Here is a 21,791-nt window from a genome sequence, read left to right on the forward strand (position 1 = left end):
ATCGGCAATGATCCAGGCTCTCACGGTGGCCCACGTCGGCTCTCGACACCTAAACTGCCAGAATCCGAACAGATAAGGCGCTTACGCGGCATCCAGGCCGCGTAAGGTCCCGCGACGGTGAGCGGACAAGGACCATCGAGATGGTCGGTGTGCATGGTTGCAAGCGATGTGCGTTGTTCGGATAACGCCGCGGCCGATCATCGTCCTGATGCACCCGAGCAACAAGCAGTTTTCCACACGACCACCGACTCACTCTCTGGTGCGGTGGCCTCGCCGATTGCGGGACCATGTGGCGGCATGGATGCCGCCACTGAGCCTCCAGGGATGGATTCACGGCGTGTCCCGCAATCGGCGAGGACACCGCGCGCCCGACCAGCGCGGCTTGAGATCATCGAGATGACGAGAGGGGCTTACGACTTACGAATCCCTAATCACGAATCCCCAACCCCAGCCCCACTCACAACGCCCAGCGCAATCCGATCAGATACTGCCTTGGCACGCCCGGTGCGAGAAAACGCGCTGGGCCGGTTTCCACTGACGCCTCCTGCGGGCGCGCAAGTTCGCCATCGGGAAAGACATCTTCGGCCACGGCCGCGTATGTCGCATAGCGGCGGTTGAAGACGTTGTCGACGCGGGCAAACAGCGATAGCCGCTCGCCGAGTTGCCAACGTGCCTGCAAGTCCAGCAGCGCGTAGCCAGCGGTGCCGATGTCGATGCGCTCGGGTGCGGGTTCGCCGTCTTCGGCGTTGTCGACCTGGCCGTCTTCGTTGCCGCTGGCCACGCGCCCGGACACCGCACGCACACCGGCACCCAAGGTCAACGCATCGCGCTGCCATTCCACGCCGAGCTTGAGGTTGTGGCGCGGCAGTGCGGCGATACGCAAGCCTGGCCGCAAGGCGATCACGCGCTCGCCTGAAAGCAGTTCGCCATCGCTGCGATAGGTCGCATCCAGAAAGCTGTAGCCTGCCGACCACTGCCAATCGCCGTTGCGCAGGCGCAGCGACAGATCGGCGCCTTGATACCGAGTGCGGCCCACATTGTCGAAGTAACCCAGCTGTGTGTCCGGCGCGCGCAAGAACAAAATATCGTCGCGATTGTCGGCGCGATACACCGACACCGTGGCATTGGTGTTGGCCGACGGCATCCAGCGTGCGCCGAGTTCATAGGTGCGCGAAATGATCTGCTCCAGACGCGGGTCGGCTTGCAGGCCGGTCGGCAAGCGGCACGGCTGAGTGGGATCGGCGCAGCCCAATTCGATCGCGGTTGGCGCTCGGCTGTTCTGGGCGACCGAGCCGTATACCGTCAACCCGGAATCGAGCCGATGGGTCAGACCCAAGGACGGATTGGCCTTGGCATAGACGAAGCGTTCGCGCGGGCGGTCGCCATCTTCGGCGGTGGAGAGAATGTTGTCCACCACCACATGGTTCCAGCGCACTGCAGCGGTGAGATGGGTGGCATCGTCCAGCGCCCAGGTGTCGGCGACGAACACACCCAACGTTTTGGTGCTGCCACGCACGCCGGAAAAGAACGCGCGCTCGACATCGGGATCGGCAGCGACCGAGCGGTCCGGTTGCACCCAACCCTCACGGGCGAATTGCTGATACCGCACATGGCCGCGATCGAAAGTGACGCCGGTGCTGAACGCATGCGCACCCCATTGCTTGCTCAGGTTGAGCGCAAGCCCCTGCGCTTCCTGGCGCATCTGGGTGGTATTGAGCGCACCGGTGGGCAACGCATCTGCATCGGCGCGTGCCACCTCGCAATCGGCATCCAATGCGCTGCCATCGGCGGCATAACCCGATGCGCATTCTTCGACGAATTCTTCGTAGTCTTCGCCGATATCGCCATTGACGGTGTCGCGGCGGCCCACGCGCGAGTACGCCAGTGCATGCAGTGCGGTGTCCGCATCGAAACGGTGGTCCAGTTGCGCGGTAACCAATGTATTGCGATTCCGCGTGAGATCGGGCGAGGTGTACACCGAGCGGCGGTCGGCACGGTACAAGCCGGGCTCGGGGCCATCATCGGTGTAGCGGGTATCCGGCAACAAGCCATTGCCGATCAAGCGGCTGCGCCCGTGCAGCACCGACAGGCTCCAATCGGTCTGCTCGCCTTGCTTGCCTATTTTGCCGAACAAGGTGCCCAGCCGGCCTTCGGAGGCATCGCGCCAGCCGTTTTCGTCGAAGCCGGTGACCGCGACAAAGCCATGCCAGCCGTCCTGACTGGCGAGGCCGTAACTGGCGTCCAAGCGTTTGCGCGCGCCACTGCCGATGCTCACTTCGCCCTGCAATCCGGGTGCGGTGAGGCCCGATGCGGTGGACAGCACCACTGCGCCACCGAGCGTGTTCGGCCCGAACAAGGGATTGGAGCCAGGCATCAGGGTCACCGCGTTGATTGCCGACTCGGGCAGCATGTCCCAGCTGACGATGTCGGCAAACGGTTCGTTGAAGCGCACGCCATCCAGATACACCGACACGCCTTGCGAGGCGCCCGGCAAGGCCGACGCGCGAAATCCGTGGAAGGTGAGATCGTTCTGGAACGGACTGCCTTGCACATCGTTGCCATCCACGCCGACGAAGCGCCGCTGCAGTAGATCGCTGAGGTTGTTGCTGCGCCCGCGCGACAACTGGCCATTGCTGGCCGATTGCACCATGTACGGCAACTGCGCCGCATCGATGGTGGTGCCGGGAATCGGCGTGGCGGTGACCTCGATACGGTCCAGCCAGGTCACCTGCGGCGCATCTGCCGCCACTGCCAGCGCAGTGCTTGCGAGCAAGACGCTCGCGCAAGCGCCTGCAAGTGCATGTTGGTGCAGCGTTGCTGCCTTGCGTGTGGCTGATGCCATCTGAGTCCCCCTCAATAGAGCACGATCGATTTGATGCCGCGCGCCGCACGCAGATCCGCCAGCGCTTGATTGATGTTGTCCAACGCCAGGGTGCGCGTGATCAACGGCGCCAGCTGGATGTCGCCTTGCAGATAGCGCTCGACGTAGCCGGGCAACTCGCTGCGCCCTTTCACTCCGCCGAACGCGCTGCCGCGCCACACCCGCCCGGTCACCAGTTGAAACGGGCGCGTACTGATTTCCTGCGTGTCGTCGGCCACGCCGAGAATGACACTCTCGCCCCAGCCCTTGTGGCAGCACTCCAATGCCGCGCGCATCGCGCCGACATCGCCCACGCATTCGAAACTGTGGTCGGCGCCGCCATCGGTGAGGTCCACGATCACCTGCTGGATCGGTGCACCGTAGTCGCGCGGATCCAGGCAATCGGTGGCGCCCAGGGCACGCGCCAGCGCGAATTTGGCCGGATCGATATCCACCGCAATGATGCGTCCGGCCTGCGCCAGTACCGCGCCCTGCACGACCGACAGCCCAATCCCGCCCAGCCCGAATACCGCCACGCAATCGCCGGGCCGCACGTGGGTGCTGTTGAGCACCGCCCCCACGCCGGTGGTGACCGTGCAGCCGAGCAGGCAGACCTGATCCAGCGGTGCATCGCGATGGATGCGCGCGACCGCGATTTCAGGCAACACGGTGTATTCGGAAAACGTGCTGGTACCCATGTGATGCAGGATCGGCCGCCCGTTCAACGAAAAGCGGCTGCTGCCATCGGGCATCAAACCGCGCTCCTGGCTGCTGCGAATCGCCTGGCACAGGTTGGTGCGGCCGGAGCGACAGAACTTGCACACGCCGCATTCGGGCATGTACAGCGGGATGACGTGATCGCCGGGGCGGACGCTGGTGACGCCGATGCCCACGTCTTCGACGATGCCGGCGCCCTCCTGCCCCAGGATCACCGGAAAGCTGCTTGCGCGCCCGTGCGCCAACGCATGCGCATCGCCATGGCAGATACCGGTGGCGACCAAGCGCACCAGCACCTCGCCGGGCCGCGGCGGCTGCAGATCCACCTCTTCGATGGTCAGCGGCTGGTGCGGACCCCATGCCACCGCAGCGCGTGTCTTCATCCGGCCTCCCTGGCGCGCGTCGGCATGGCCGCCGCTCAGCGCGCGATCACCACGCCCCACGGCAATTCGCCGACGGGGATCTGTCTGATCTGTTGCAACGTGGTCGTGTCGATCACGCTCACCGTGTTCGAGCGCCCGTTGGCCACATACAGCTTGTCGCCGGCCGGTGTCAGCGCCGGATTCCAGGGCCGCAGCCCCACCGCGATTTCGGCAAGACTCCGCGCGCTTTTGGTGTCGATCACGCTGACCGTGCCGGCACCGCCATTGGACGCGTACAGGCGCGTGCCATCGGCCGACAACGCCACCCCCGCGGTGCGCACGCCAGCCGGCAGACTGGCGCGGCGTTGCCGGGTTTGCAGGTCGATCACGTCCACCACGTTGGCGGTTTCCTGCGCGATGTACACGCTATGCCCGTCCGGTGCGAACGCCATGCCGCGTGGATGGCCGCTGGTGGCGACCACGCCGCGCGATTGATGGGTGGCCAGCTCGATCATGTCCATATCGTTGGAGCCTTCGTTACTGGTAAGCAACCACTGCCCGTCCGGCGTATAGGCGCAATGCTCCGGCGCCTGCCCGCGCGTGGCGATCACCTGCTGCACCTTGAACTGCGCGGCATCGATCAACATCACCTGGTTCTGCCCTTCCACACACACCGCGAACTGTTTGCCGTCCGGCGACAACGCGATGCCTTCGGCGTTCTCGCCGATCTCCACGCTGCGCAGCACCGCGTCTTTTTCGGTATCGAGTTCGATCAGCCGATGATGCTCGGCATCGATCAGATACAGATGCCCCTGCGGGCCCGGCAACAGCTGCTGCAGACGCTTGCCCAGTTGCCCTTGCGCACTGAGCGTGCGCACCACCGTATCGGTGTGCGTGTCGATCACCGATACCGTCCCGCTACGTTGATTGGGCACATACGCAAACACCGGGGGCGTTGACGGCGCCGGTGTTGCGGCAGGGGCTGCGGGATCTGCAGGATTCGCAGCAGCCGTGGTCGCCGCCGGTGCAGCGCGCGACGCAGGCGTGGCAGCGTCGCGCTGGCAACCCGCCAGTGCCAGCAGTGCGCCCAGCACGCCTGTTGCACAGACGCGCTGCCAACTGTTTGCCGCAGGCCTCATTGCGCCTTGCCTGCGGTCTTGTTGATCGAGTGGATGAAGGCCAGCAGTTTTTCGGTGTCGCCCGGCTTGAGCACCGGCGCGAACGGCGGCATCTGCCCGACGACTTTTTCATGCCCGATGCGGGTCTTGCCGTGCGTGATCATGGCTGCGGTGCCTTCGCTGATCAGCGTGCGCAGGGTGTCGTCGTCGCTGCCGTAGACCCAGATGTCGTTGGTCAGCGGCGGGCACATGCCACCACCGCCGGTGCCGCCGTGGCAGGCATTGCAGCCGGCAGAGAAATAGATCTTCTTGCCTTCGGCGATCAGCTCAGGCGTGACCTTGACCTCTGGCCCCTTCGGAATCGGCGTCACCGTGGCCGGGGGTGCGGGTGGTGTGGCCGGGTCGGGCGCAGGCCCTGCGGCCGGATTGGGCACCGCCGCAGAGGCAGCTGCCGGCGGCGGTGGCGCAGCGGCATCGGCCGCCGGTGCCGGCGCGCTGGCGGCCGGTGGTGGCGCCGCGTCAGGCGCCGATGCCGGCGGAGCGTCTTTCCCGCACGCAACCAGCAGTGTGCTCAGTAACAACGCGCACAGCGGCGCGCGGATGGAACGGTCGATACAACCCATGGTGGACTTGCGCATGAACGAACCTTTCTGATCGGAGGGAACACCGCGCACCCCGTGCACGCGGCGGATGAAACAGTCAGCGTCTGGCAGGGCGCCTGCCCTCGTTGAGGAGCGCAGCCAACGCGGCATCGCCGCGGTCCTGCGCCAATGTCGCGGCGGTCTTGCCATCGCGGTTGCGTGCCGCCGGGTCGGCACCGGCCGCCAGCAGACGCTTGGCGACGTCCTCGCGTCCGGCCGCTGCGGCCAGCATCAAGGCAGTGACACCGGCCTGGTTGGCGTGCCCCACGTCGGCGCCGCGCGCGAGCAGCGCATCGAGAATGGCCGGGTCGTCGCGCGCCACTGCAAACATCACCGGCGTGAATCCCTTGGCATTGGCACGCTTCACGTTCGCCCCTGCGGCGAGCAATGCCTGCACCACGCTGGCGTCGGCATACGAGACCGCCAGATCCAATGCGCTCCAGCCATCGCCGGACACCGTATCGACCGGCGCGCGTTTGCCCACTAGCCGGGTCACGCTATCGGCGTCGTTGGCCCAGGCGGCTTTCATCAGCGCGGTCCAGCCGCTGGCATCGCGTGCATCCAGGCGTGCACCGGCATCCAGTAGCAGGCTCACCAGATCCGGCTCCTGATTGCGGATGGCCTGATGCAGCGGTGGCTCGCCCAGCAGATTGGGATGATTGGCATCGGCGCCATGCCGCAACAACCACGACGCACGCAGCGCATCGCCTGCATCCAGCGCATGCGCCAGTTCCTGATTCGGATCGGCGCCATCGGCAATGCGCAATTGCAGCTGCGCCAGTTCCTGCGACGAGGCTGCCGGGCTTGGCGCCTTGGCTGCTGGCGTCGGGGTCGCGTACGGCCCATGCGAGGCCAGATCGCCCGCCACCACGCAGTCGCTACAGCGCACCAGCGGCACGTGATAGCTGCGCAGGATCTCGGCGATCTTCACCGCACTCTGTTGCATGGCCGTGTTCAACGCATCACGCAGCTGCGGGTTCTTGCGCGACACGGCCCAAGCCATCGAATACTCCAGCACTGAATCGTCGATGGTGTTGAGCGGCACCACACCCAAGCCGCTGCGTTGCGCGTAATAACCGGCCACCGGGCCCCAGGATTCGGCTGCATCCAGTTCATTGGCCGCCACCCGTTCGACCAGCTTGCCCGGATGTTCTTCCGGCGCGGTGGCCGAGTCGTAGAACAGGTATTGCACCTCGCCACTGATGCCGTGCTCGTACAGCGCCTGACGCGCGGGCGAGCTCTGAAACACGCCCAGCCGCAGTGGTTTCAGCGCCGGATCGTCCAGCGATGTGGGCACCAGATTCAACCCCTTGCGCGTGACCAGCACGTAGGTCGAGCGGTACACCGGGCGCGTGGTCAGGCCCTGCTCGAAATCGCTGTTGAGATCCATCAGCAGATCGCAGCGGCCGGCATTGATGGTGCTGCGCGCCAACCCGCGCTGGTAATAGGTGCGCCATTCGTATTCCAGGCGACGGCCCATCGCATCGGCGACCACTTGTGCAATCTTGTTCTGGAAGCCTTCGCCGGCCTTGTTGGACAACGGCATGTTGCCCGGGTCGGCGCAGACGCGCAGCACCGTGGGATCGGGCGCAGGTGGCGGCGTGTTGGCCGGCGTTTGCGCGGAGGCTGGCGCTGCAGTGGATGCAGGCGCCGCTGTGGGCGCCGCACCGGAATCAGAAGCGCGAGCCGTCGGTGAAGACGGCTCGCGTGTGCAACCTGCGGCGACGAGTCCGAGGCTGCAAACCACCAGCACCTTGCGCAGCTGCCGGGTCATGCCGCCCACGCCGGCAGACCGCTGCCGACGTGTGCGTCCAACGCCTTGCGTGGATCTCATCGTGCCGTCTTCGCTGCTGCGTTGGCGGTGCCGCCGCCCGCGGCTGCGGTGGCGGTGGCACTGGCAGTCACGGTCTTGCCGGCGCCATCGATCCGGAAGGTATGCACCATGCCGCCAAGCGGGATCTTGTCGAAACCGGCCCCGAATGCCAGACCGGCGGCGCCCAGCGCGCCATACGGATCGGACGGGTCCAGACCTGCGGCGACCGGCAGACCGATCCAGCCACCAATGCCGGAGAACACCGCCACGTACTGGTGCCCATTGGCCTTGTAGGCGATCGGGTTGCCGATGATGCCGGAGGGCAACTTCATCTCCCACAGCTTCTTGCCGGTGTCCTTGTCCACTGCACGGAACCAGCCATCCAGCGTGCCGTAGAACACCAGCCCGCCATCGGTGACCAGGGTGCCGCTCCACACCGGGAACTTCTCCTTGATCTCCCACTTGGACTTGCCTTCCACCACGTCGAACGCCTTGACGATGCCCAGTGCACCCGGCTCGTTGGGCTTCATCATCACGTTGGCGAACACATACGGCAGCCCCATCATGGTGTTGCCGCGTTCCTGCGGTTCCAGCTCCATATGCCAGTTATTGGTGCCGCAGAAGAACACCGCCGAATTGGCCGGATCCACCGAACACGGCTGCTGGTCCTTGCCGCCCATCGCCGACGGGAACGCCTGCACTTTCTTGCCGCGTTCCAGCGGCGAATGCGCCGCCACCTTCACCGGCCGACCGGTCTTCATGTCGATGCGTTCGGCCCAGTTGGCCGGCACGAACTTGTGCGCGCGCAGCAGCGTGCCATCGCGACGATCGAGCACATACGCAAAGCCGTTGCGATCGAACTGCACTACCGACGGAACCTGCTTGCCGTCGATGGTCAGATCGACCAGGATCGGCTCATTGATGCCGTCGTAATCCCACTGGTCGAACGGGGTCTTCTGATAGCCCCACACCGCTTCGCCGGTATCGATCTTGCGTGCGAACAAAGTCATCGACCACTTGTTGTCATGCTCGCCGTTGTTGCATTCCTCATGCGAGGTCTTGCCGCAGCGATACGACGGGCTCCACAGGCCGGGATTGCCGGTGCCGTAATAGAGCAACTTCAACTTCGGGTCGTAGCTGTACCAGCCCCAGGCCGCGCCACCGCCACGCTTCCATTCGTCGTTGGGAAAGGTCTTGACGCCCAGATCACCGAGCTGGCCGTGCTGCGGATTGGCCTTGTTGAAATCGGCACCCAGGCAGATCGACTTGTCGGTACCGGCCGCATCGCAGGACCACACCTGCTTGCCATCGGCCAGGCTGTAGGCCGCCACGCGTCCAAGCACGCCGAACTCGTTGCCGCTGATGCCGGCGATCACTTTGCCGTCGGCAATGATCGGCGCCATGGTGATGGTTTCACCCTTGTCCGGATGCCCGAGTTTCTGCTTCCAGACTTCCTTGCCGGTCTTGGCATCGAGTGCGATCACATCGCCGCTCAGGCTGCCGAACACCAGCTTGCCATCGGCATACGAAGCGCCGCGGTTGACCGTATCGCAGCACGCCACCGCTACCGAGCGTTCGTCCTGTTGCGGGGTGTATTTCCACAACACCTTGCCGCCGTCGTCCTGCGCCGCCAGGTCGATGGCGAACACGTTGTTTGGGTAGGCGCTGACCATGTACATGATGCTGCCGATCACCAGCGGCTGGCCCTCATGGCCGCGCGTGGCATCGGTCTTCATTTCCCACGACATTTTCAGGTTCTTGACGTTGTCGCGATTGATCTCGGCCAGCGGGCTATGCCGGGTGAGTGCGAAGTCGCGCCCGATGCCGCCCCAGTTATCCGGATTACTGGCATTGGTGGTGAATTCGCCATCGGTGTCGGCCACGGCGGCGGCCGGCGGTGCAGCAGCGGGTGCAGCGGCCGGTGCGGGCGCGGCGGTGTCGGTGGCGGCGTCCTTTTTACAGCCGGACAGCGCGGCGCTCAGCGCAAGCATCAGCAGCGCACCGTTGCGAATGCTGCGACAGGAGGATTGGTGCATATGCGTCTACCCCTTCGATTGAACAACCAGTCGGTTGAAACATCCCGCGGCGCAGGCACTGTCGCAGCCAGTTGCGTCGCAGACGTCGGAAACATCGAAGGAGTTAGAGCAAACGGCATGCCAGCATGCTGGTGCGATGCACCATGTCCGGGCAGCGGGGCTTTGCTGTGATGACGATCGCTCGGGCGAGGTGCACTGTCACGGTTTTGGCACAGTTTGCGCCGGGCGTGCTGTTACATCGGTGGTGCACATGGTTTGGTTTTTCCCTGGTTCCAACGCGCGGCAGGTAAGTCACCCTCCCGCTTTTGCTTCAGACGCCGACCATAAACGGCGGTGCTTGCGCGCGTACCGGCGTGGGACCTTACGCGGCATGGATGCCGCGTAAGCGCCTACAGGGACGTACTTGCGGCGTGTCTCACGCTGGTACGCGTGCAAGCGCCCTCAGCAGATCGAAGTCTTAGCGCACAACCGGCAGGCGTCATGCGTGGGGTTCATCGATGCGCGGCGCCGCATCCTGGAGCGGGACACGCCGTGAATCCGTCCGTGGAGGCTCGGTGGCGGCATCCATGCCGCCACACGGTCCCGCACCCGGATACGACACCACGCTCCGACTGTTCGCGCCTGCTGGTCGGCAAGCACTGCAGGTCGATGCCATGCATTTGGACTTACGCATTCAACGTCGTCGGCATCGATATTTTCGTGGCCGAGGGTCACTGTTAGCCAGGTGGACGTTTGACGTTGCGTGACAAGGCTCCTATGGGCGCGCGTCACTTTCTCTGCTTGCCCGGCATTGTCATCGAATCAATCAGACAACCTCCGCGATACGGAATCGTTCGTCTTCTTCATTCAAAGACAGTGCGGCGAGCTCTGAGTCGCAATCACCCCATCCGCACTCTTCGCCTACTTGCGAGACGCCACGCTAAGCTTTCCACCGCATCAGCAACTGCCTGCAGTCCTGAAAACGCCAATCGGCAAAACCAGGCCAAGGGTCATCCGGTGTGTTGACCAACACCGTGCAGGCGCCCACCGCGCGGCCGCAGGCCAGGTCGTTGTGGTGGTCGCCGACCATCACCAATCCCGCGCCATCCATCGACCAGCGTCGCTCGAAATACTGCAGGCCATCGGGTGCAGGTTTGGGTGCGGCCTCATCACGGCCGACGATATCGGCCCATGCAAACGCATCATCCAGACCAATGGCCTGCAACGTCACTTGCGCCAGTTCTCGCGCATTGCGGGTGAGCATGCCGAGCTGGCATCCGGCTGCCTGCAATGCACGCACCAATTCCACTGCACCAGGCGCGGGCCGCGCGGTCTGTGCGAGTTCACGCTCGTGCTCGAGCAACCACGCGTGTTTAGCCGCAGCCTGATCGGCAGGTAGCGATGCCAGGTGATGCAGGATGTCTGACTCGGTGGGGATTTCCAGCGCGCGCCGGATCAATGCAAAGTCATGCACGGCTTCAGTCAGCGTGCCGTCCATGTCGAACACCCAGTGCCGGTAGTCGGACAACGCGGGAGATGTGGATGTGATGGTCATGCCGTCCATTCGTGCTTACTTGCGAAGACGTGAGAGTGGTGGTGGTGAACGCAACACGGCAAGCAGCCGTCAGGCGACTGCGCACCTTGCGCAATTACAGTAATAGAGGCGCAGCACATGCCGATGCAGTGCACCGACTACGCGTCCGTTTGCCGCGCAGTCGGTGGTTGCGTCTATTTCCAACCCGGCATCTGGGTGTTATCCAGCCCGCCCACTTCGAACTCGGCCGTGCGCGTACCGCCGGCTTTGACCGGGAACGCGATGCTGATGCGTTTGGCATCACGCACCACTTTCCACAACGCCTTGTCGTCATCGATGAACATCGCGATGGCTTCGTCGGTGTCCGGGCGGTGCGCGGCCATCGCGCGTGGCGCGCCGCCATCGGCCGAGACCTGCACCTTGCAGCCGCTATAGCAGTTGAAGTCGCCAGCCTTGAGCACGAGATAGCTGTGGCGTTTCCACTGCGGGTGATCGCGGAACACCAGGCTCACCGGTTTCGGGCCGCTGCCGTCCACGTCCACGCGCTGCTTGGCCTCGATCATTGCCGAGCGCTGCGTGCCGCCCTTGGCCGGCACCTGCGAGTACTGCCAGAGCGCCTGCATGCGGCGCAGCTCGCGCGCCTGTTCGCCCTTGGCCTTGATGTCGGCGTAGCCGGGTTCGATGCGCGTGGCCGCGGCGGTGCCAGCATAGCCTTCCAGCAACGCGGCGCCGTGCGCGCGCGCCATGTCCCAGTTCTGCGCCTTGACCGCTTCGTCGTATTGTTTGGCGAGCGCATCGGCCTGGGTTTCTTTCGCCTGCGCCTGCGCGGTTTGCTGCGCCTGGCGTTGCGCCTCACGATCGGTGCAGGCCGTCAGGGCTGCGACGCACAAGGCCGCGCTCAACAGATACTTCATCGTCGACTCCGAAAGACGGGGAAACAACCACAACGATAACAGCCTGCCATTGCAGGCCGCATGCAAGGCCGCAACGTGGCCTGCACGACGGCCCAGCCAAGCGCGACGTGGCCGCACACATTGCACCGCGATAGGTGGAAAACAACAAGGGAGCACGAAGCTCCCTTGTTGTTGCACTGGCCAGTTGGCCTGAAACGCCTGGCGCTGGGCGCTGCTTACTGCTGTGCTGGCGCCGGTGCGGCCGCCTTGGCCTTGGCGATCATCTCGGCCACCGATGCGGTGGTGATCGGGTGATAACTGGGCTTGGCTTTTTCGAAGGCCTGTTCGGCAAAAGCGATGCCGTCCGGGGTCTTCAGCAGTTCGGCGTAGATCGGCAGCACCAGCTTACGGCGGCCGACGCGCTCGATGAACTCGCCTGCAGCGGCGCGTGCATCGGTGTAGCCGCTGCGGATCGCCAGCGGGTACCAGCGCATCGCGATCTCGCCATTCGGCGTCCCGGTGAAGTGATAGGCATCATCCAGCTGCTTGAGCTGCTCGGGCTTGAGGGTGGCGCCCATGCCGCTGAGGAAATGCACCCATTCCTGCGTGCCCCACTCGCTGGTGACCTGCTTGTTGGGCAGCGTGCCGCTGCCGCTCCAGGCGATGCGCGCAGTGTCCACGATCGAGAAATTACGCGAACGCGCTTTGGTAGCGAACGCCGGGATGCCCGGCTTGTTCAACCACGCATCCACTTCGGCCGCGCTGACCGTGTTGGGATGCTTGTCCAGCAGGTGCTTCTGCAGGTAATCGACGAACTGGTCGGTGGTGGCGCTCTGGAAGGCGTGATCGTCGAACCAGCCACGCAGGAACGGGTCGAACACTTCGCGGCCGAAGCGCTGCTCCAGGAACTGCAGGAACCATGCGCCCTTGACGTAGGCGACCTGGCTCAAGGCCTCGTCGGGGTCGCGCTCGGCCAGCGGCGGCAACGCCAGCGCCTGGTCGGCCGGCGCCATGTCCTTCACTTCGGCCAGCAGATCGCCCTGGTCGATCTCGCGCTCCATCTCGGCCATCTCGGTGCCGTATAGCGCCTCGGTGATGCGGGCCTGCACGTAGGTGGTGAAGCCTTCGTTGAGCCAGATGTCCTTCCAGCTGGCATTGGTCACCAGGTTGCCCGACCAGCTATGCGCCAGCTCGTGCGCGACCAACGAGACCAGCGACTTGTCGCCGACGATCACGGTGGGCGTGGCGAAGGTCAGGCGCGGGTTCTCCATGCCGCCGAACGGGAACGACGGCGGCAGCACCAGCATGTCGTAGCGGCCCCAGCGATACGGGCCGTAGAGTTTCTCGGCGGCGCCGATCATCTTTTCGGTGTCTTCGAATTCCTTGGCAGCCTTGTCGGCCATCGCCGGCTCGGCCCACACGCCCGAGCGTGCGGAAATCGGCTTGAACACTACATCGCCTGCGGCAATCGCCAGCAGATACGAGGGAATCGGCTCGGGCATCTTGAAGCTGTAATCGCCATCGCGCGCGGCCTTGGGGTCGTTGTCGGCGCTCATCAGCACCATCACGTCCGGGCGCGAGGTCACGTGCGCGCTATAGGTGAAGCGCACGCTCGGGGTGTCCTGCAACGGCACCCAGCTACGCGCGTGGATCGCCTGCGACTGGCTGAACATGAAAGGCAACTGCTTGCCTTCGGTCATCGACGGCTCCAGCCACTGCAGGCCCGAGGCGGTCGGCGCGGTGTGGTAGGTGATCACGACCTTGGCCGGCTGAGTCGGCGCCTCGATGGTGAGCTTGCTGCCGAAGGTCTTGTCGGCCGGCGCCAGCGCGAACTGCAGTGGCGCCAGGCCACCCTTGCCGTCGTCGGCCTGCACCTGCGCGATGCTCAACTCGCGTGTGTCCAGCACCAGCTGCTTGGCCGCCTTGTCCTTCCACTCCAGGGTGTAGGTGGCGGTGCCGCCGATCTGCTTGTTGTCGAAATCCAGCTTCAGGTCCAGCGCCAGATCCTTGATGACCACCAGCTGCGGCTGGGCGTAGGAACTTTCGTCGTGGTTGCGGGCATCTGCTTTCACGGGAGCCTTGGCGGTGGCGGCCGGGGCGGCCGTGGTGGACGCCGGCGGATTGGATTCGTTGGAACAGCCGGCCAGCGCAAGCGACACGGCCAGGGACAGCGACAGGTACGGGAAGCGCATCGACGGCACCGCAGCGAGAGAATCGGGCATTTTAGCGCCCCGGGCCCTCGCCTGCCCGTGCGACGCGCGGGCAATGCGTATTGGCCCGCAGCCGGTGGCGGCTGACGACCGGTGGCAGGCCCGTGGCGGGGCGGGGCGAACCACCGCGCAGCAACTGCAGTGGCTACGTGGCAGCGGCTTTTCCGTCCGCCTGCAGCGTGCGCCAGCCGGGCAGCGAGCAGCCGGGTGGTCTCAGGAGTGCGCCTGGGTCACCGGATGGCTGCGCAGGGTCTCGTGCCCATCGCGCACCAGGCGCCTGCCGCCGGAGAACTTGGCGCGGTACATCGCCGCATCGGCGCGGCGGTACAGCTCGGTGGCGTCAATCCCCTGTTCGCACATCGCGCTGCCGGCGCTCATATGCAGCGGCGTCTCATCGGCATCGTCGCATTCGAGCACCGACAGCCATTGGTTGAGTTTGAGGGTGGCCTCGTCCTCGCTGGCGTGCACGCCGATCAGGAATTCATCGCCGCCCCAGCGCCCGATCCAGTCCTGCGCGCCCAGCCAGCCGTACGCCGATTCCACCAATCGCACCAGCACGCGATCGCCGGCCAGGTGCCCGAAGCGATCGTTGATCGTCTTGAGGTTATCCATGTCCAGCACGAACAGCACGAACGGCCAGCCTTCGCGTTGCGAAGCGGCGACCGAATCGCGCATCGCCTGTTCGCAACCGCGCCGATTCAAGGCTTCGGTAAGCGGGTCGAACAAGGCGTGCCGTTTGAGATCGCGCATGCCGGCGTCGATGCCGCGCAGGCTGCGGTTGATCCCGCGCAACAGACGCCCCAGCTCATCATCGCCATGCTCGGGCAAGGTCGGCAGACGTTGGTCGGCGTAATAGTGATCCAGCGCGTCGGCGGCGATGCGCAGCGGCGCCAGCAAGCGGTACAGGACCGACAGCGTCAGCGCCGTGCCCGCCAGCGTGGCCAGCAACGCGACGATCACCACCGACCACATCGGGCGCCCGCCCAACTCGCTTTGCGCCGCCAGCCAGACGATCAGCAGCAGCAGCGGCAGATGAATGCCGACAAAGGTCACCGCCAGCAGCTTGGCGCTGAAGGAGCGGGGGAACACCCGCGAGAGCCCGGCGTACAAGCGCATCCAACTCTCCGGCAAAAGAGCCCCTAGTGTCGCCGACGGGCTGCGGGGCCAACGCGATAGACGTCTCAAAACATCGGTCTACGCGCACTGCAGGTGAAAGGTGCAGGACACGCCAAGCGAACACATGCGGGCAGATGTCGGGATCATGTTCGGCGCGGGTACTCGCGCCGAACGCAATCGGATGAAGCGTGACGTCAGATCTTGTAACCGGAATGGATCGCCACGATGCCGCCGGTCAGATTCTTGTAGTGGCAACGCGCAAAGCCGGCCTCGCCCATCATGCCCTTGAGCGATTCCTGCGGCGGATGCTTGCGGATGCTTTCGGCCAGGTACTGATAGCTGTCGGCATCGCGTGCGAACAGCTGGCCCAGCCTGGGCAGGATCTTGAACGAATGGAAGTCGTAGATCGGCTTGAACCAGTCGGCGGTGACTTCGGAAAATTCCAGCACGCGCGCCTGCCCGCCGACCTTCAACACGCGGTACATCTCGCGCAGCGCGGCGTCCTTGTCGGTGACGTTGCGCAGGCCGAAGGAGATGGTCACCAGATCGAAACTCTGATCCGGGAACGGCAGCGCTTCGGCATTGCATTGCACGTAGTCGAAGCCGGCTACCAGGCCACGGTTGGTCAGCCGGTCGCGGCCCACCGACAGCATGCCGGCATTGATGTCGCCCAACACCACGGCGCCTTCATTGCCCACCCGCTCCTTGAGCAGCACGGCGATGTCGCCGGTGCCGCCGGCCAGGTCCAGCACGCGGTCGCCCGGCTTCACCTGCGCGGTGGCCACGAAGTAGCGTTTCCATGCGCGGTGCACGCCCAGACTCATCAGATCGTTCATCAGGTCGTAGTTGCGCGCGACCGAGGTGAACACGTCACCGACCAGCTTCTGCTTGTCCTTGGCAGCGACGTCACGGAAGCCGAAATGGGTGGTACCGGAGGTATAGGGGGATTCGCTCATGGGCCAATTATCGCACTGCTGACGCCGCCATGGCCGAACCGGACCATAATTTCGGCGGGCTGGCCCTGATCGGCGTGGTATTGGCGCTGTATGCATGGCGGTTGCGGCCGTTCGTCAGCGCCATCGAGCGCACCGAACATGCGATGGCGCACGGCCAGATCCGGTGATCGCGCCACAGGTCGGCAGCTATGTCAGCGACGTGCCGGTGCAGGACTTCGCGCATGTGCCGCGCGGCCAGGCGCTGGTCAGGATAGACGACCGGATCGATGCTCAGCAGTTCGACCAGGCAAAAGGTACAGGTGCAGACCGGGCGCGTGCAGGAGATTTCCCGACCGCCGGCTCGGAATTCCGCGCCTTGCCGGCCAATTACGCCACCGGCTGTTTCGTCAAGATCGCCCCGCGCATTCCACTGCGGATCACCATCGATGCCGGTCAGGTGCGGGCACCACGCTTGCGTCCGGGCATGTCGGTGGTGGTGGCGATCGACACCGACAGCGCGGTCGACTGACACGGCTCAACCGCTATCATGCGGGCATGCCCTCGTTACCCTCCTCCTCGCTGCAGTGGCAGTGCCTGCACTTCGCACAGCTGAGCACCACGCAACTGTATGCGCTGCTGCGCTTGCGCTCGGACGTATTCGTGGTGGAGCAGCAGTGCGCGTATCCAGAGCTGGACGGCAAGGACACCTTGCCGGACGTGGTGCACCTGCTCGGCAGCACCGCTGCCGGCGAACTGGTCGCTTACCTGCGTGTGCTGCCCGCAGGCGTGAGCTATCCCGAACCGAGCATCGGTCGGGTGGTGATTGCCGCATCGGCGCGTGGCCATGGCGTTGCACATGCCTTGCTGCGCGAAGGCTTGCGCGTGGTGCAGGCACAGTGGCCGCGCAGCGCCGTGCAACTTGGCGCGCAAGCGCACCTGCAGGCGTTTTACGCCGCCCACGGTTTTGCGCCCTCGTCCGAGCCGTATCTGGACGACGGCATTCCCCACATCGACATGCGCCGTCGCGCCGACGCCGCCACCCAGGAGCCTGCATGATCACCACGCCCGACTACCGCGCGCTGCTCGACACCGCCATCGCCGAGGCCCGCCAGGGCCTGGCCGAAGGCGGCATCCCGATCGGTGCGGCGCTGTATCACAACGACGGGCGTTTGCTCGGTTGCGGTCACAACCGCCGCGTGCAGGAAAACGATCCATCCGTGCATGGCGAAACCGATGCCTTCCGCAAGGCGGGGCGTCAGCGCCGCTACAAGGACACCATCATGGTCACCACGCTGGCGCCATGCTGGTACTGCAGCGGGCTGGTGCGCCAATTCAATATCGGCACCGTGGTGGTCGGTGAATCGGTCACCTTCCAGGGTGGCGTGTCCTGGCTGCGCGAGCACGGCGTCACTGTCATCGACCTGCAGAGCCAGGAGTGCATCGAGCTGCTGGGCGGCTATATCTCGGCCAACCCGGACGTGTGGAACGAGGATATCGGCGAGGACTGAGCGGTTTGCAGGATGCAACGGGCTGGATGTTCGGTGGAAGTGATTGCTGACCTGCTGCCCCCATCCGCCCTTCGGACACCTTCGCCCGCAGGCGGGGGAAGGGAATGCTGCAATAGACGACGCTGCAATCGAAAGACCCGCCAGATGGCGGGTCTTTATGCATCCGGTGCGTACGCACTGCGATCAGAGGATGTAGCGACTCAAATCCGGATCCTGTACCAGCTCGCCGAGCTGCGCATCGACATAGGCCGCGTCCACGGTGACGCTTTGCCCGTCGCGGTCCGGCGCCTCGTAGCTCAGTACATCGAGCAGACGTTCCAGCACCGTGTGCAGACGACGCGCACCGATGTTTTCCTGCCGCTCGTTGACCTGCGCGGCAATCTCGGCCAAGCGATCCACCGCATCGGCGCCGAAAGTCAGGCTCACGCCCTCGGTCTGCAACAAGGCTTCGTACTGCTTGATCAACGCCGCCTTGGGCTCGGTGAGGATGCGCACGAAATCGGCCTTGGTCAGCGCGGTCAATTCGACACGGATCGGGAAACGGCCCTGCAATTCGGGAATCAGATCGCTGGGCTTGGCCAGATGGAACGCGCCGGACGCGATGAACAGGATGTGGTCGGTCTTGACCGTGCCGTACTTGGTCGACACGTTGGAACCTTCCACCAGCGGCAGCAGATCGCGCTGCACGCCTTCGCGACTCACGTCGCCGCCGTTGGAGCCGGCCTCGCCACGCTTGGCGACCTTGTCGATCTCGTCGATGAACACAATGCCGTGCTGCTCGCAGGCTTCGATCGCCGCTGCGCGCACATCGTCTTCATTGACCAGCTTGCCGGCTTCTTCCTCGATCAGCAGCGGGCGCGCAGCCTTGATGGCGAGTTTGCGCTTTTGCGATTTGCCGCCACCGATATTGGCAAACATCTGGCGCAACTGCTGGCCCATTTCTTCCATGCCCGGCGGGGTCATGATGTCCATGCTGGCGTTGACCGCCACTTCCAGCTCGATCTCGCGCTCGTCCAGTTCGCCGCTGCGCAGCATGCGGCGGAACTTGATGCGGGTGTCGTTGTCCTGCGACGAGGGCTCGTTGCGTGCCGCTTCCGGGTCGAAGCCGATGCCGGCCGCACGCCGCGGCAGCAAGGCATCCAGGATGCGGTCTTCGGCACGCTCTTCGGCCTGGTTGCGCACCCGCACCTTGGCCTGTTCTCGGTACAGCTTGACCGAGGTGTCGGCCAGATCGCGGATGATCTGCTCTACATCCTTGCCGACGTAGCCCACCTCGGTAAACCGCGTGGCTTCGACCTTGACGAACGGTGCATTGGCCAGCGTGGCCAGCCGCCGCGCGATCTCGGTCTTGCCGACGCCGGTCGGGCCGATCATCAGGATGTTCTTGGGCATCACTTCGTTGCGCAGTTCTTCGGGCAACTGCATGCGGCGCCAGCGATTACGCAGCGCGATGGCAACCGCACGCTTGGCATCGTGCTGGCCGACGATATGACGGTCGAGCTCCTGCACGATTTCGCGCGGAGTCATGGTGGCGGTATCGATGTTGGGCATTGGGGAATCGAGAATGGGGAAAGGGGAATCGCAAAAGCGGGAACACAAGAGCCTATGTCGTTGGAGTGGAGACGAAACCGCAGTTGCGATTCCCGATTCCCCACTCCCGATTCACAGTTCTTCGACCACCACATTGCGATTGGTATAGATACAGATATCGCCGGCGATGTTGATCGCTTCGGTGGCGATGGTCTTGGCGTCGAGTTCGGTGTGCGCCAGCAGCGCGCGTGCGGCCGACAAGGCGTACGAGCCGCCGGAGCCGATGGCGATGATGCCGTCTTCCGGTTCGATCACATCGCCGGTACCGCTGATGATCAGCGAGGTCTCTTTATCGGCCACGGCAAGCAATGCTTCGAGCTTGCCCAGGCGGCGCTCGGTGCGCCAATCCTTGGCCAGCTCCACGGCGGCACGGGTCAATTGCCCATGCTTGTCGAGCTTGGCTTCGAACAACTCGAACAGGGTGAACGCATCGGCGGCCGCACCGGCGAAGCCGGCCAGCACCTGACCGTCGCGGCCGAGCCGGCGCACCTTGCGTGCGTTACCCTTCATCACGGTGTGGCCAAGCGTCACTTGGCCATCGCCGGCGACGGCGACATGCCCGCCACGGCGCACGGAAATGATGGTGGTGGCGTGAACGACGTTGGGATTCTGGCTGGGGTCCATGGGTCCTCCGGGGGTTTCCAATGAGGTGGGGACGCCCCTGCCGGGTTCAAGCGCGCTGCGACGATGCGCCGCAGCGCGCAGTGCCAAGGCGCGCCACAGCCGGTGCCTGGAGCGGCTGGCAACGCGTGCGATGAATCAACGCGTCCGGCCACTGCCCGCATGCTTGCGCACTACCTCGGGCCTGCGCGATTCACGTCACACGATCGGCACGGCACGCGTAACACCCCTGGCGTGCGTGATGCAGATGCACGTAGGCGATCTGCCGGTCATCCAGACACTGCCGCAACCATGCTGCGACCGCTTCCCCGTCGCATACCTCGGCGGTGACCAGGTGGTCGCGATGATCGTAGCCACGCAACGATATCAGCCGTGAACGGATCGCCAGCGGCACCGCATCGTTTTCCAACTGCGCCGGCATCGCCGCAACGCGCACGAAGATCGGCCCGCTGGCGCGATAGGGCGCGTCGGCGGGCTGATGCAGGTAGGGCAACAACAGCAGCAGTTCGCCTGCAGCCGCATCCTGCAGGCTGACGCGGCATGGAAAGCCACGATCGGCATCGGCGATCACGCGCACCGCCTGATGGCTTGCCAGCGCCGCATCGTCGAGGACGTGCAAGTGGGTGAACAGGGCCGGATCGAGTCCGGTCAGACGAAACGCGGCCATGGCGATCTTCCAGCGAATGGAAGCACAGGGTGACGCGCGCCTGCGGCATATGCTCGCCGTCTTCGGACACGACACACGTGGATGCGCTTTCGGCCAGTCCTGCACATTGGCACCGCCGCAACGTGCCCAGGGCACTGATGCACGCACATCACCTGGCTGAGCCGCTCTCCCGGCTGTAGCGAGGCCGGCGGCAGTCTCGCAACGACATGCCCGCCCTTGTTCGCCACGCCCGGCCGCTCACTCCACAGCCTTCTTGCGCTTGGCGCGCGGATGCGCGGCGTCGTAGACCTTGGCCAGATGCTGGAAATCCAGATGCGTGTAGATCTGCGTGGTGGCGATATCGGAATGACCAAGCAATTCCTGCACGCCGCGCAGATCGCCGGAGGATTCCAGGATATGGCTGGCAAAACTGTGCCGCAGCATATGCGGATGCACGTCCTTGAACATGCCCTGGCGCACCGCCAGTTGCTTGATACGGATCTGCACGGCGCGTTGCGACAGCGCGCCGCCGGCGCGGCCGGGAAACACATGCGTGTCGGCACGTCCGCCGCTGTCGCGCAGCCACGCGCGCAGCGCCGTGATCGCATGCGACCCCACCGGCACCAGGCGCTGCTTGCCGCCCTTGCCGAGCACCATCACCAAGCCGCTGTCCAGATCCAGATCGCGCCAGCGCAGCGCACACAGCTCGCTCAGGCGCAGCCCGGACGAATAGAACAACTCCAGCAAGGCGCGATCGCGCAGGCCCAGCGGCGCATCGGTCGGCACTTCGACCAGGCGCACCGCTTCGTCGGCATCCAGCACCTGCGGCAATTTACGTGGTGCCTTGGGCGCACGCAGCGCCGCCGCCGGGCTGGCCGCAATGCGGCCATGCTTGAGCAACCAGGCGTAATAACTGCGACACGCCGACAGACGACGTTGCAGGCTCTTGGGCGACAGCCCGCGTCGATGCTCGGCCGCGACAAACTGGCGCAATTGCGTGCCATCGAGCTGCGCAACATCCAGCTGCACGCCCGCCTGGCTCTTCTGCTCGGCCGCCCAACCCAGCAGTGCGGCCAGATCGCGCCGATAGGCGTCCAGCGTGTGCGCGGATACCTGCCGCTCCACCTGCAGATACGCCAGGAAATCCTCGACAGACGACACGTCAGAGCCCTCGCTGCGGCGCGATCATCGGCGTGGCGATCCACCGCAGAT

General features: G+C 64.9%; 17 protein-coding genes and 1 pseudogene. 3 read left to right on the forward strand and 15 right to left on the reverse strand.

What is annotated here, in order from left to right; all coding sequences use genetic code 11:
• Positions 1-457: 457 nt before the first annotated feature.
• From GGR61_RS19615 to ubiE, 11 genes are all read right to left on the reverse strand, one after another.
• Entirely contained in the window at positions 458-2,842 is a 2,385-nt protein-coding gene (locus tag GGR61_RS19615) for a TonB-dependent receptor (protein ID WP_184623511.1), read from the reverse strand.
• A gap of 11 nt (positions 2,843-2,853) precedes the next feature.
• Positions 2,854-3,960, reverse strand: coding sequence for an S-(hydroxymethyl)glutathione dehydrogenase/class III alcohol dehydrogenase (locus tag GGR61_RS19620; protein ID WP_184623513.1), 1,107 nt, complete (start codon positions 3,958-3,960; stop codon positions 2,854-2,856).
• 35 nt (positions 3,961-3,995) lie between these two features.
• Entirely contained in the window at positions 3,996-5,078 is a 1,083-nt protein-coding gene (locus tag GGR61_RS19625) for a beta-propeller fold lactonase family protein (protein WP_184623515.1), read from the reverse strand.
• Entirely contained in the window at positions 5,075-5,731 is a 657-nt protein-coding gene (locus GGR61_RS19630) for a cytochrome c (protein WP_184623517.1), read from the reverse strand. The genes GGR61_RS19625 and GGR61_RS19630 overlap by 4 nt, the downstream gene beginning before the upstream one ends.
• Before the next feature lie 25 nt (positions 5,732-5,756).
• Complete coding sequence (locus GGR61_RS19635; RefSeq protein ID WP_184623519.1) at positions 5,757-7,532, reverse strand: quinoprotein dehydrogenase-associated putative ABC transporter substrate-binding protein; 1,776 nt, start codon at positions 7,530-7,532, stop codon at positions 5,757-5,759.
• Positions 7,529-9,547 carry a methanol/ethanol family PQQ-dependent dehydrogenase gene (locus GGR61_RS19640; RefSeq protein WP_326520270.1) on the reverse strand — a complete coding sequence of 673 codons (2,019 nt, stop codon included), beginning with the start codon at positions 9,545-9,547 and terminating at the stop codon, positions 7,529-7,531. Before GGR61_RS19640 ends, GGR61_RS19635 begins: the two co-directional genes overlap by 4 nt.
• Positions 9,548-10,466: 919 nt before the next feature.
• Positions 10,467-11,090 (reverse strand): HAD family hydrolase, encoded by a 624-nt coding sequence (locus tag GGR61_RS19645; RefSeq protein ID WP_184623521.1) that lies wholly within the window; start codon positions 11,088-11,090, stop codon positions 10,467-10,469.
• Positions 11,091-11,254: 164 nt separating this feature from the next.
• Positions 11,255-11,974, reverse strand: coding sequence for a hypothetical protein (locus tag GGR61_RS19650; RefSeq protein ID WP_184623523.1), 720 nt, complete (start codon positions 11,972-11,974; stop codon positions 11,255-11,257).
• A gap of 215 nt (positions 11,975-12,189) precedes the next feature.
• The gene (locus tag GGR61_RS19655; RefSeq protein ID WP_184623556.1) at positions 12,190-14,145 is read right to left on the reverse strand and encodes a M1 family metallopeptidase; all 1,956 of its coding nucleotides are present in this window, start codon (positions 14,143-14,145) and stop codon (positions 12,190-12,192) included.
• Positions 14,146-14,376: 231 nt separating this feature from the next.
• Positions 14,377-15,279: a GGDEF domain-containing protein gene (locus tag GGR61_RS19660; protein ID WP_184409097.1), complete on the reverse strand. Its 903-nt coding sequence runs from the start codon at positions 15,277-15,279 to the stop codon at positions 14,377-14,379.
• Positions 15,280-15,473: 194 nt separating this feature from the next.
• Positions 15,474-16,235 carry a bifunctional demethylmenaquinone methyltransferase/2-methoxy-6-polyprenyl-1,4-benzoquinol methylase UbiE gene (gene ubiE, locus GGR61_RS19665; protein WP_184409098.1) on the reverse strand — a complete coding sequence of 254 codons (762 nt, stop codon included), beginning with the start codon at positions 16,233-16,235 and terminating at the stop codon, positions 15,474-15,476.
• 50 nt (positions 16,236-16,285) lie between these two features.
• Between ubiE and GGR61_RS19670 the strand changes: the two are divergent.
• The 3 genes and pseudogenes from GGR61_RS19670 to GGR61_RS19680 form a co-directional block, all read left to right on the forward strand.
• Positions 16,286-16,743, forward strand: a pseudogene (locus tag GGR61_RS19670) (hypothetical protein); the annotation flags it as partial.
• A 26-nt stretch (positions 16,744-16,769) separates the two neighbouring features.
• Entirely contained in the window at positions 16,770-17,270 is a 501-nt protein-coding gene (locus GGR61_RS19675) for a GNAT family N-acetyltransferase (protein WP_184623525.1), read from the forward strand.
• Positions 17,267-17,722, forward strand: coding sequence for a nucleoside deaminase (locus GGR61_RS19680; protein WP_184409100.1), 456 nt, complete (start codon positions 17,267-17,269; stop codon positions 17,720-17,722). Before GGR61_RS19675 ends, GGR61_RS19680 begins: the two co-directional genes overlap by 4 nt.
• Before the next feature lie 183 nt (positions 17,723-17,905).
• On the opposite strand, the gene hslU is transcribed toward GGR61_RS19680, so the two are convergent.
• The 4 genes from hslU to xerC form a co-directional block, all read right to left on the reverse strand.
• Positions 17,906-19,273, reverse strand: coding sequence for an ATP-dependent protease ATPase subunit HslU (hslU, locus tag GGR61_RS19685; RefSeq protein WP_184409101.1), 1,368 nt, complete (start codon positions 19,271-19,273; stop codon positions 17,906-17,908).
• A 111-nt stretch (positions 19,274-19,384) separates the two neighbouring features.
• Positions 19,385-19,936 (reverse strand): ATP-dependent protease subunit HslV, encoded by a 552-nt coding sequence (hslV, locus tag GGR61_RS19690; protein WP_011038588.1) that lies wholly within the window; start codon positions 19,934-19,936, stop codon positions 19,385-19,387.
• A 190-nt stretch (positions 19,937-20,126) separates the two neighbouring features.
• Positions 20,127-20,600: a DUF1203 domain-containing protein gene (locus GGR61_RS19695; RefSeq protein ID WP_184623527.1), complete on the reverse strand. Its 474-nt coding sequence runs from the start codon at positions 20,598-20,600 to the stop codon at positions 20,127-20,129.
• Positions 20,601-20,837: 237 nt separating this feature from the next.
• Positions 20,838-21,740: a tyrosine recombinase XerC gene (gene xerC, locus GGR61_RS19700; RefSeq protein ID WP_184623529.1), complete on the reverse strand. Its 903-nt coding sequence runs from the start codon at positions 21,738-21,740 to the stop codon at positions 20,838-20,840.
• Between the last annotated feature and the right edge of the window lie 51 nt (positions 21,741-21,791).

It is taken from the genome of Xanthomonas sp. 3058, assembly GCF_014199765.1.
In the GTDB taxonomy this organism is placed as follows: Bacteria; Pseudomonadota; Gammaproteobacteria; order Xanthomonadales; family Xanthomonadaceae; genus Xanthomonas; species Xanthomonas campestris_B.

Bases quoted from the DNA above. Each gene is read 5' to 3' on its own strand.
- GGR61_RS19640 (WP_326520270.1), bottom strand. From the start codon at position 9,547: ATGCACCAATCCTCCTGTCGCAGCATTCGCAACGGTGCGCTGCTGATG.
- GGR61_RS19660 (WP_184409097.1), bottom strand. From the start codon at position 15,279: ATGCGCTTGTACGCCGGGCTCTCGCGGGTGTTCCCCCGCTCCTTCAGC.
- GGR61_RS19620 (WP_184623513.1), bottom strand. From the start codon at position 3,960: ATGAAGACACGCGCTGCGGTGGCATGGGGTCCGCACCAGCCGCTGACC.
- GGR61_RS19645 (WP_184623521.1), bottom strand. From the start codon at position 11,090: ATGGACGGCATGACCATCACATCCACATCTCCCGCGTTGTCCGACTAC.
- GGR61_RS19675 (WP_184623525.1), top strand. From the start codon at position 16,770: ATGCCCTCGTTACCCTCCTCCTCGCTGCAGTGGCAGTGCCTGCACTTC.
- GGR61_RS19680 (WP_184409100.1), top strand. From the start codon at position 17,267: ATGATCACCACGCCCGACTACCGCGCGCTGCTCGACACCGCCATCGCC.
- GGR61_RS19695 (WP_184623527.1), bottom strand. From the start codon at position 20,600: ATGGCCGCGTTTCGTCTGACCGGACTCGATCCGGCCCTGTTCACCCAC.
- ubiE (WP_184409098.1), bottom strand. From the start codon at position 16,235: ATGAGCGAATCCCCCTATACCTCCGGTACCACCCATTTCGGCTTCCGT.
- hslV (WP_011038588.1), bottom strand. From the start codon at position 19,936: ATGGACCCCAGCCAGAATCCCAACGTCGTTCACGCCACCACCATCATT.
- GGR61_RS19615 (WP_184623511.1), bottom strand. From the start codon at position 2,842: ATGGCATCAGCCACACGCAAGGCAGCAACGCTGCACCAACATGCACTT.
- GGR61_RS19655 (WP_184623556.1), bottom strand. From the start codon at position 14,145: ATGCGCTTCCCGTACCTGTCGCTGTCCCTGGCCGTGTCGCTTGCGCTG.
- hslU (WP_184409101.1), bottom strand. From the start codon at position 19,273: ATGCCCAACATCGATACCGCCACCATGACTCCGCGCGAAATCGTGCAG.
- GGR61_RS19625 (WP_184623515.1), bottom strand. From the start codon at position 5,078: ATGAGGCCTGCGGCAAACAGTTGGCAGCGCGTCTGTGCAACAGGCGTG.
- GGR61_RS19635 (WP_184623519.1), bottom strand. From the start codon at position 7,532: ATGAGATCCACGCAAGGCGTTGGACGCACACGTCGGCAGCGGTCTGCC.
- GGR61_RS19650 (WP_184623523.1), bottom strand. From the start codon at position 11,974: ATGAAGTATCTGTTGAGCGCGGCCTTGTGCGTCGCAGCCCTGACGGCC.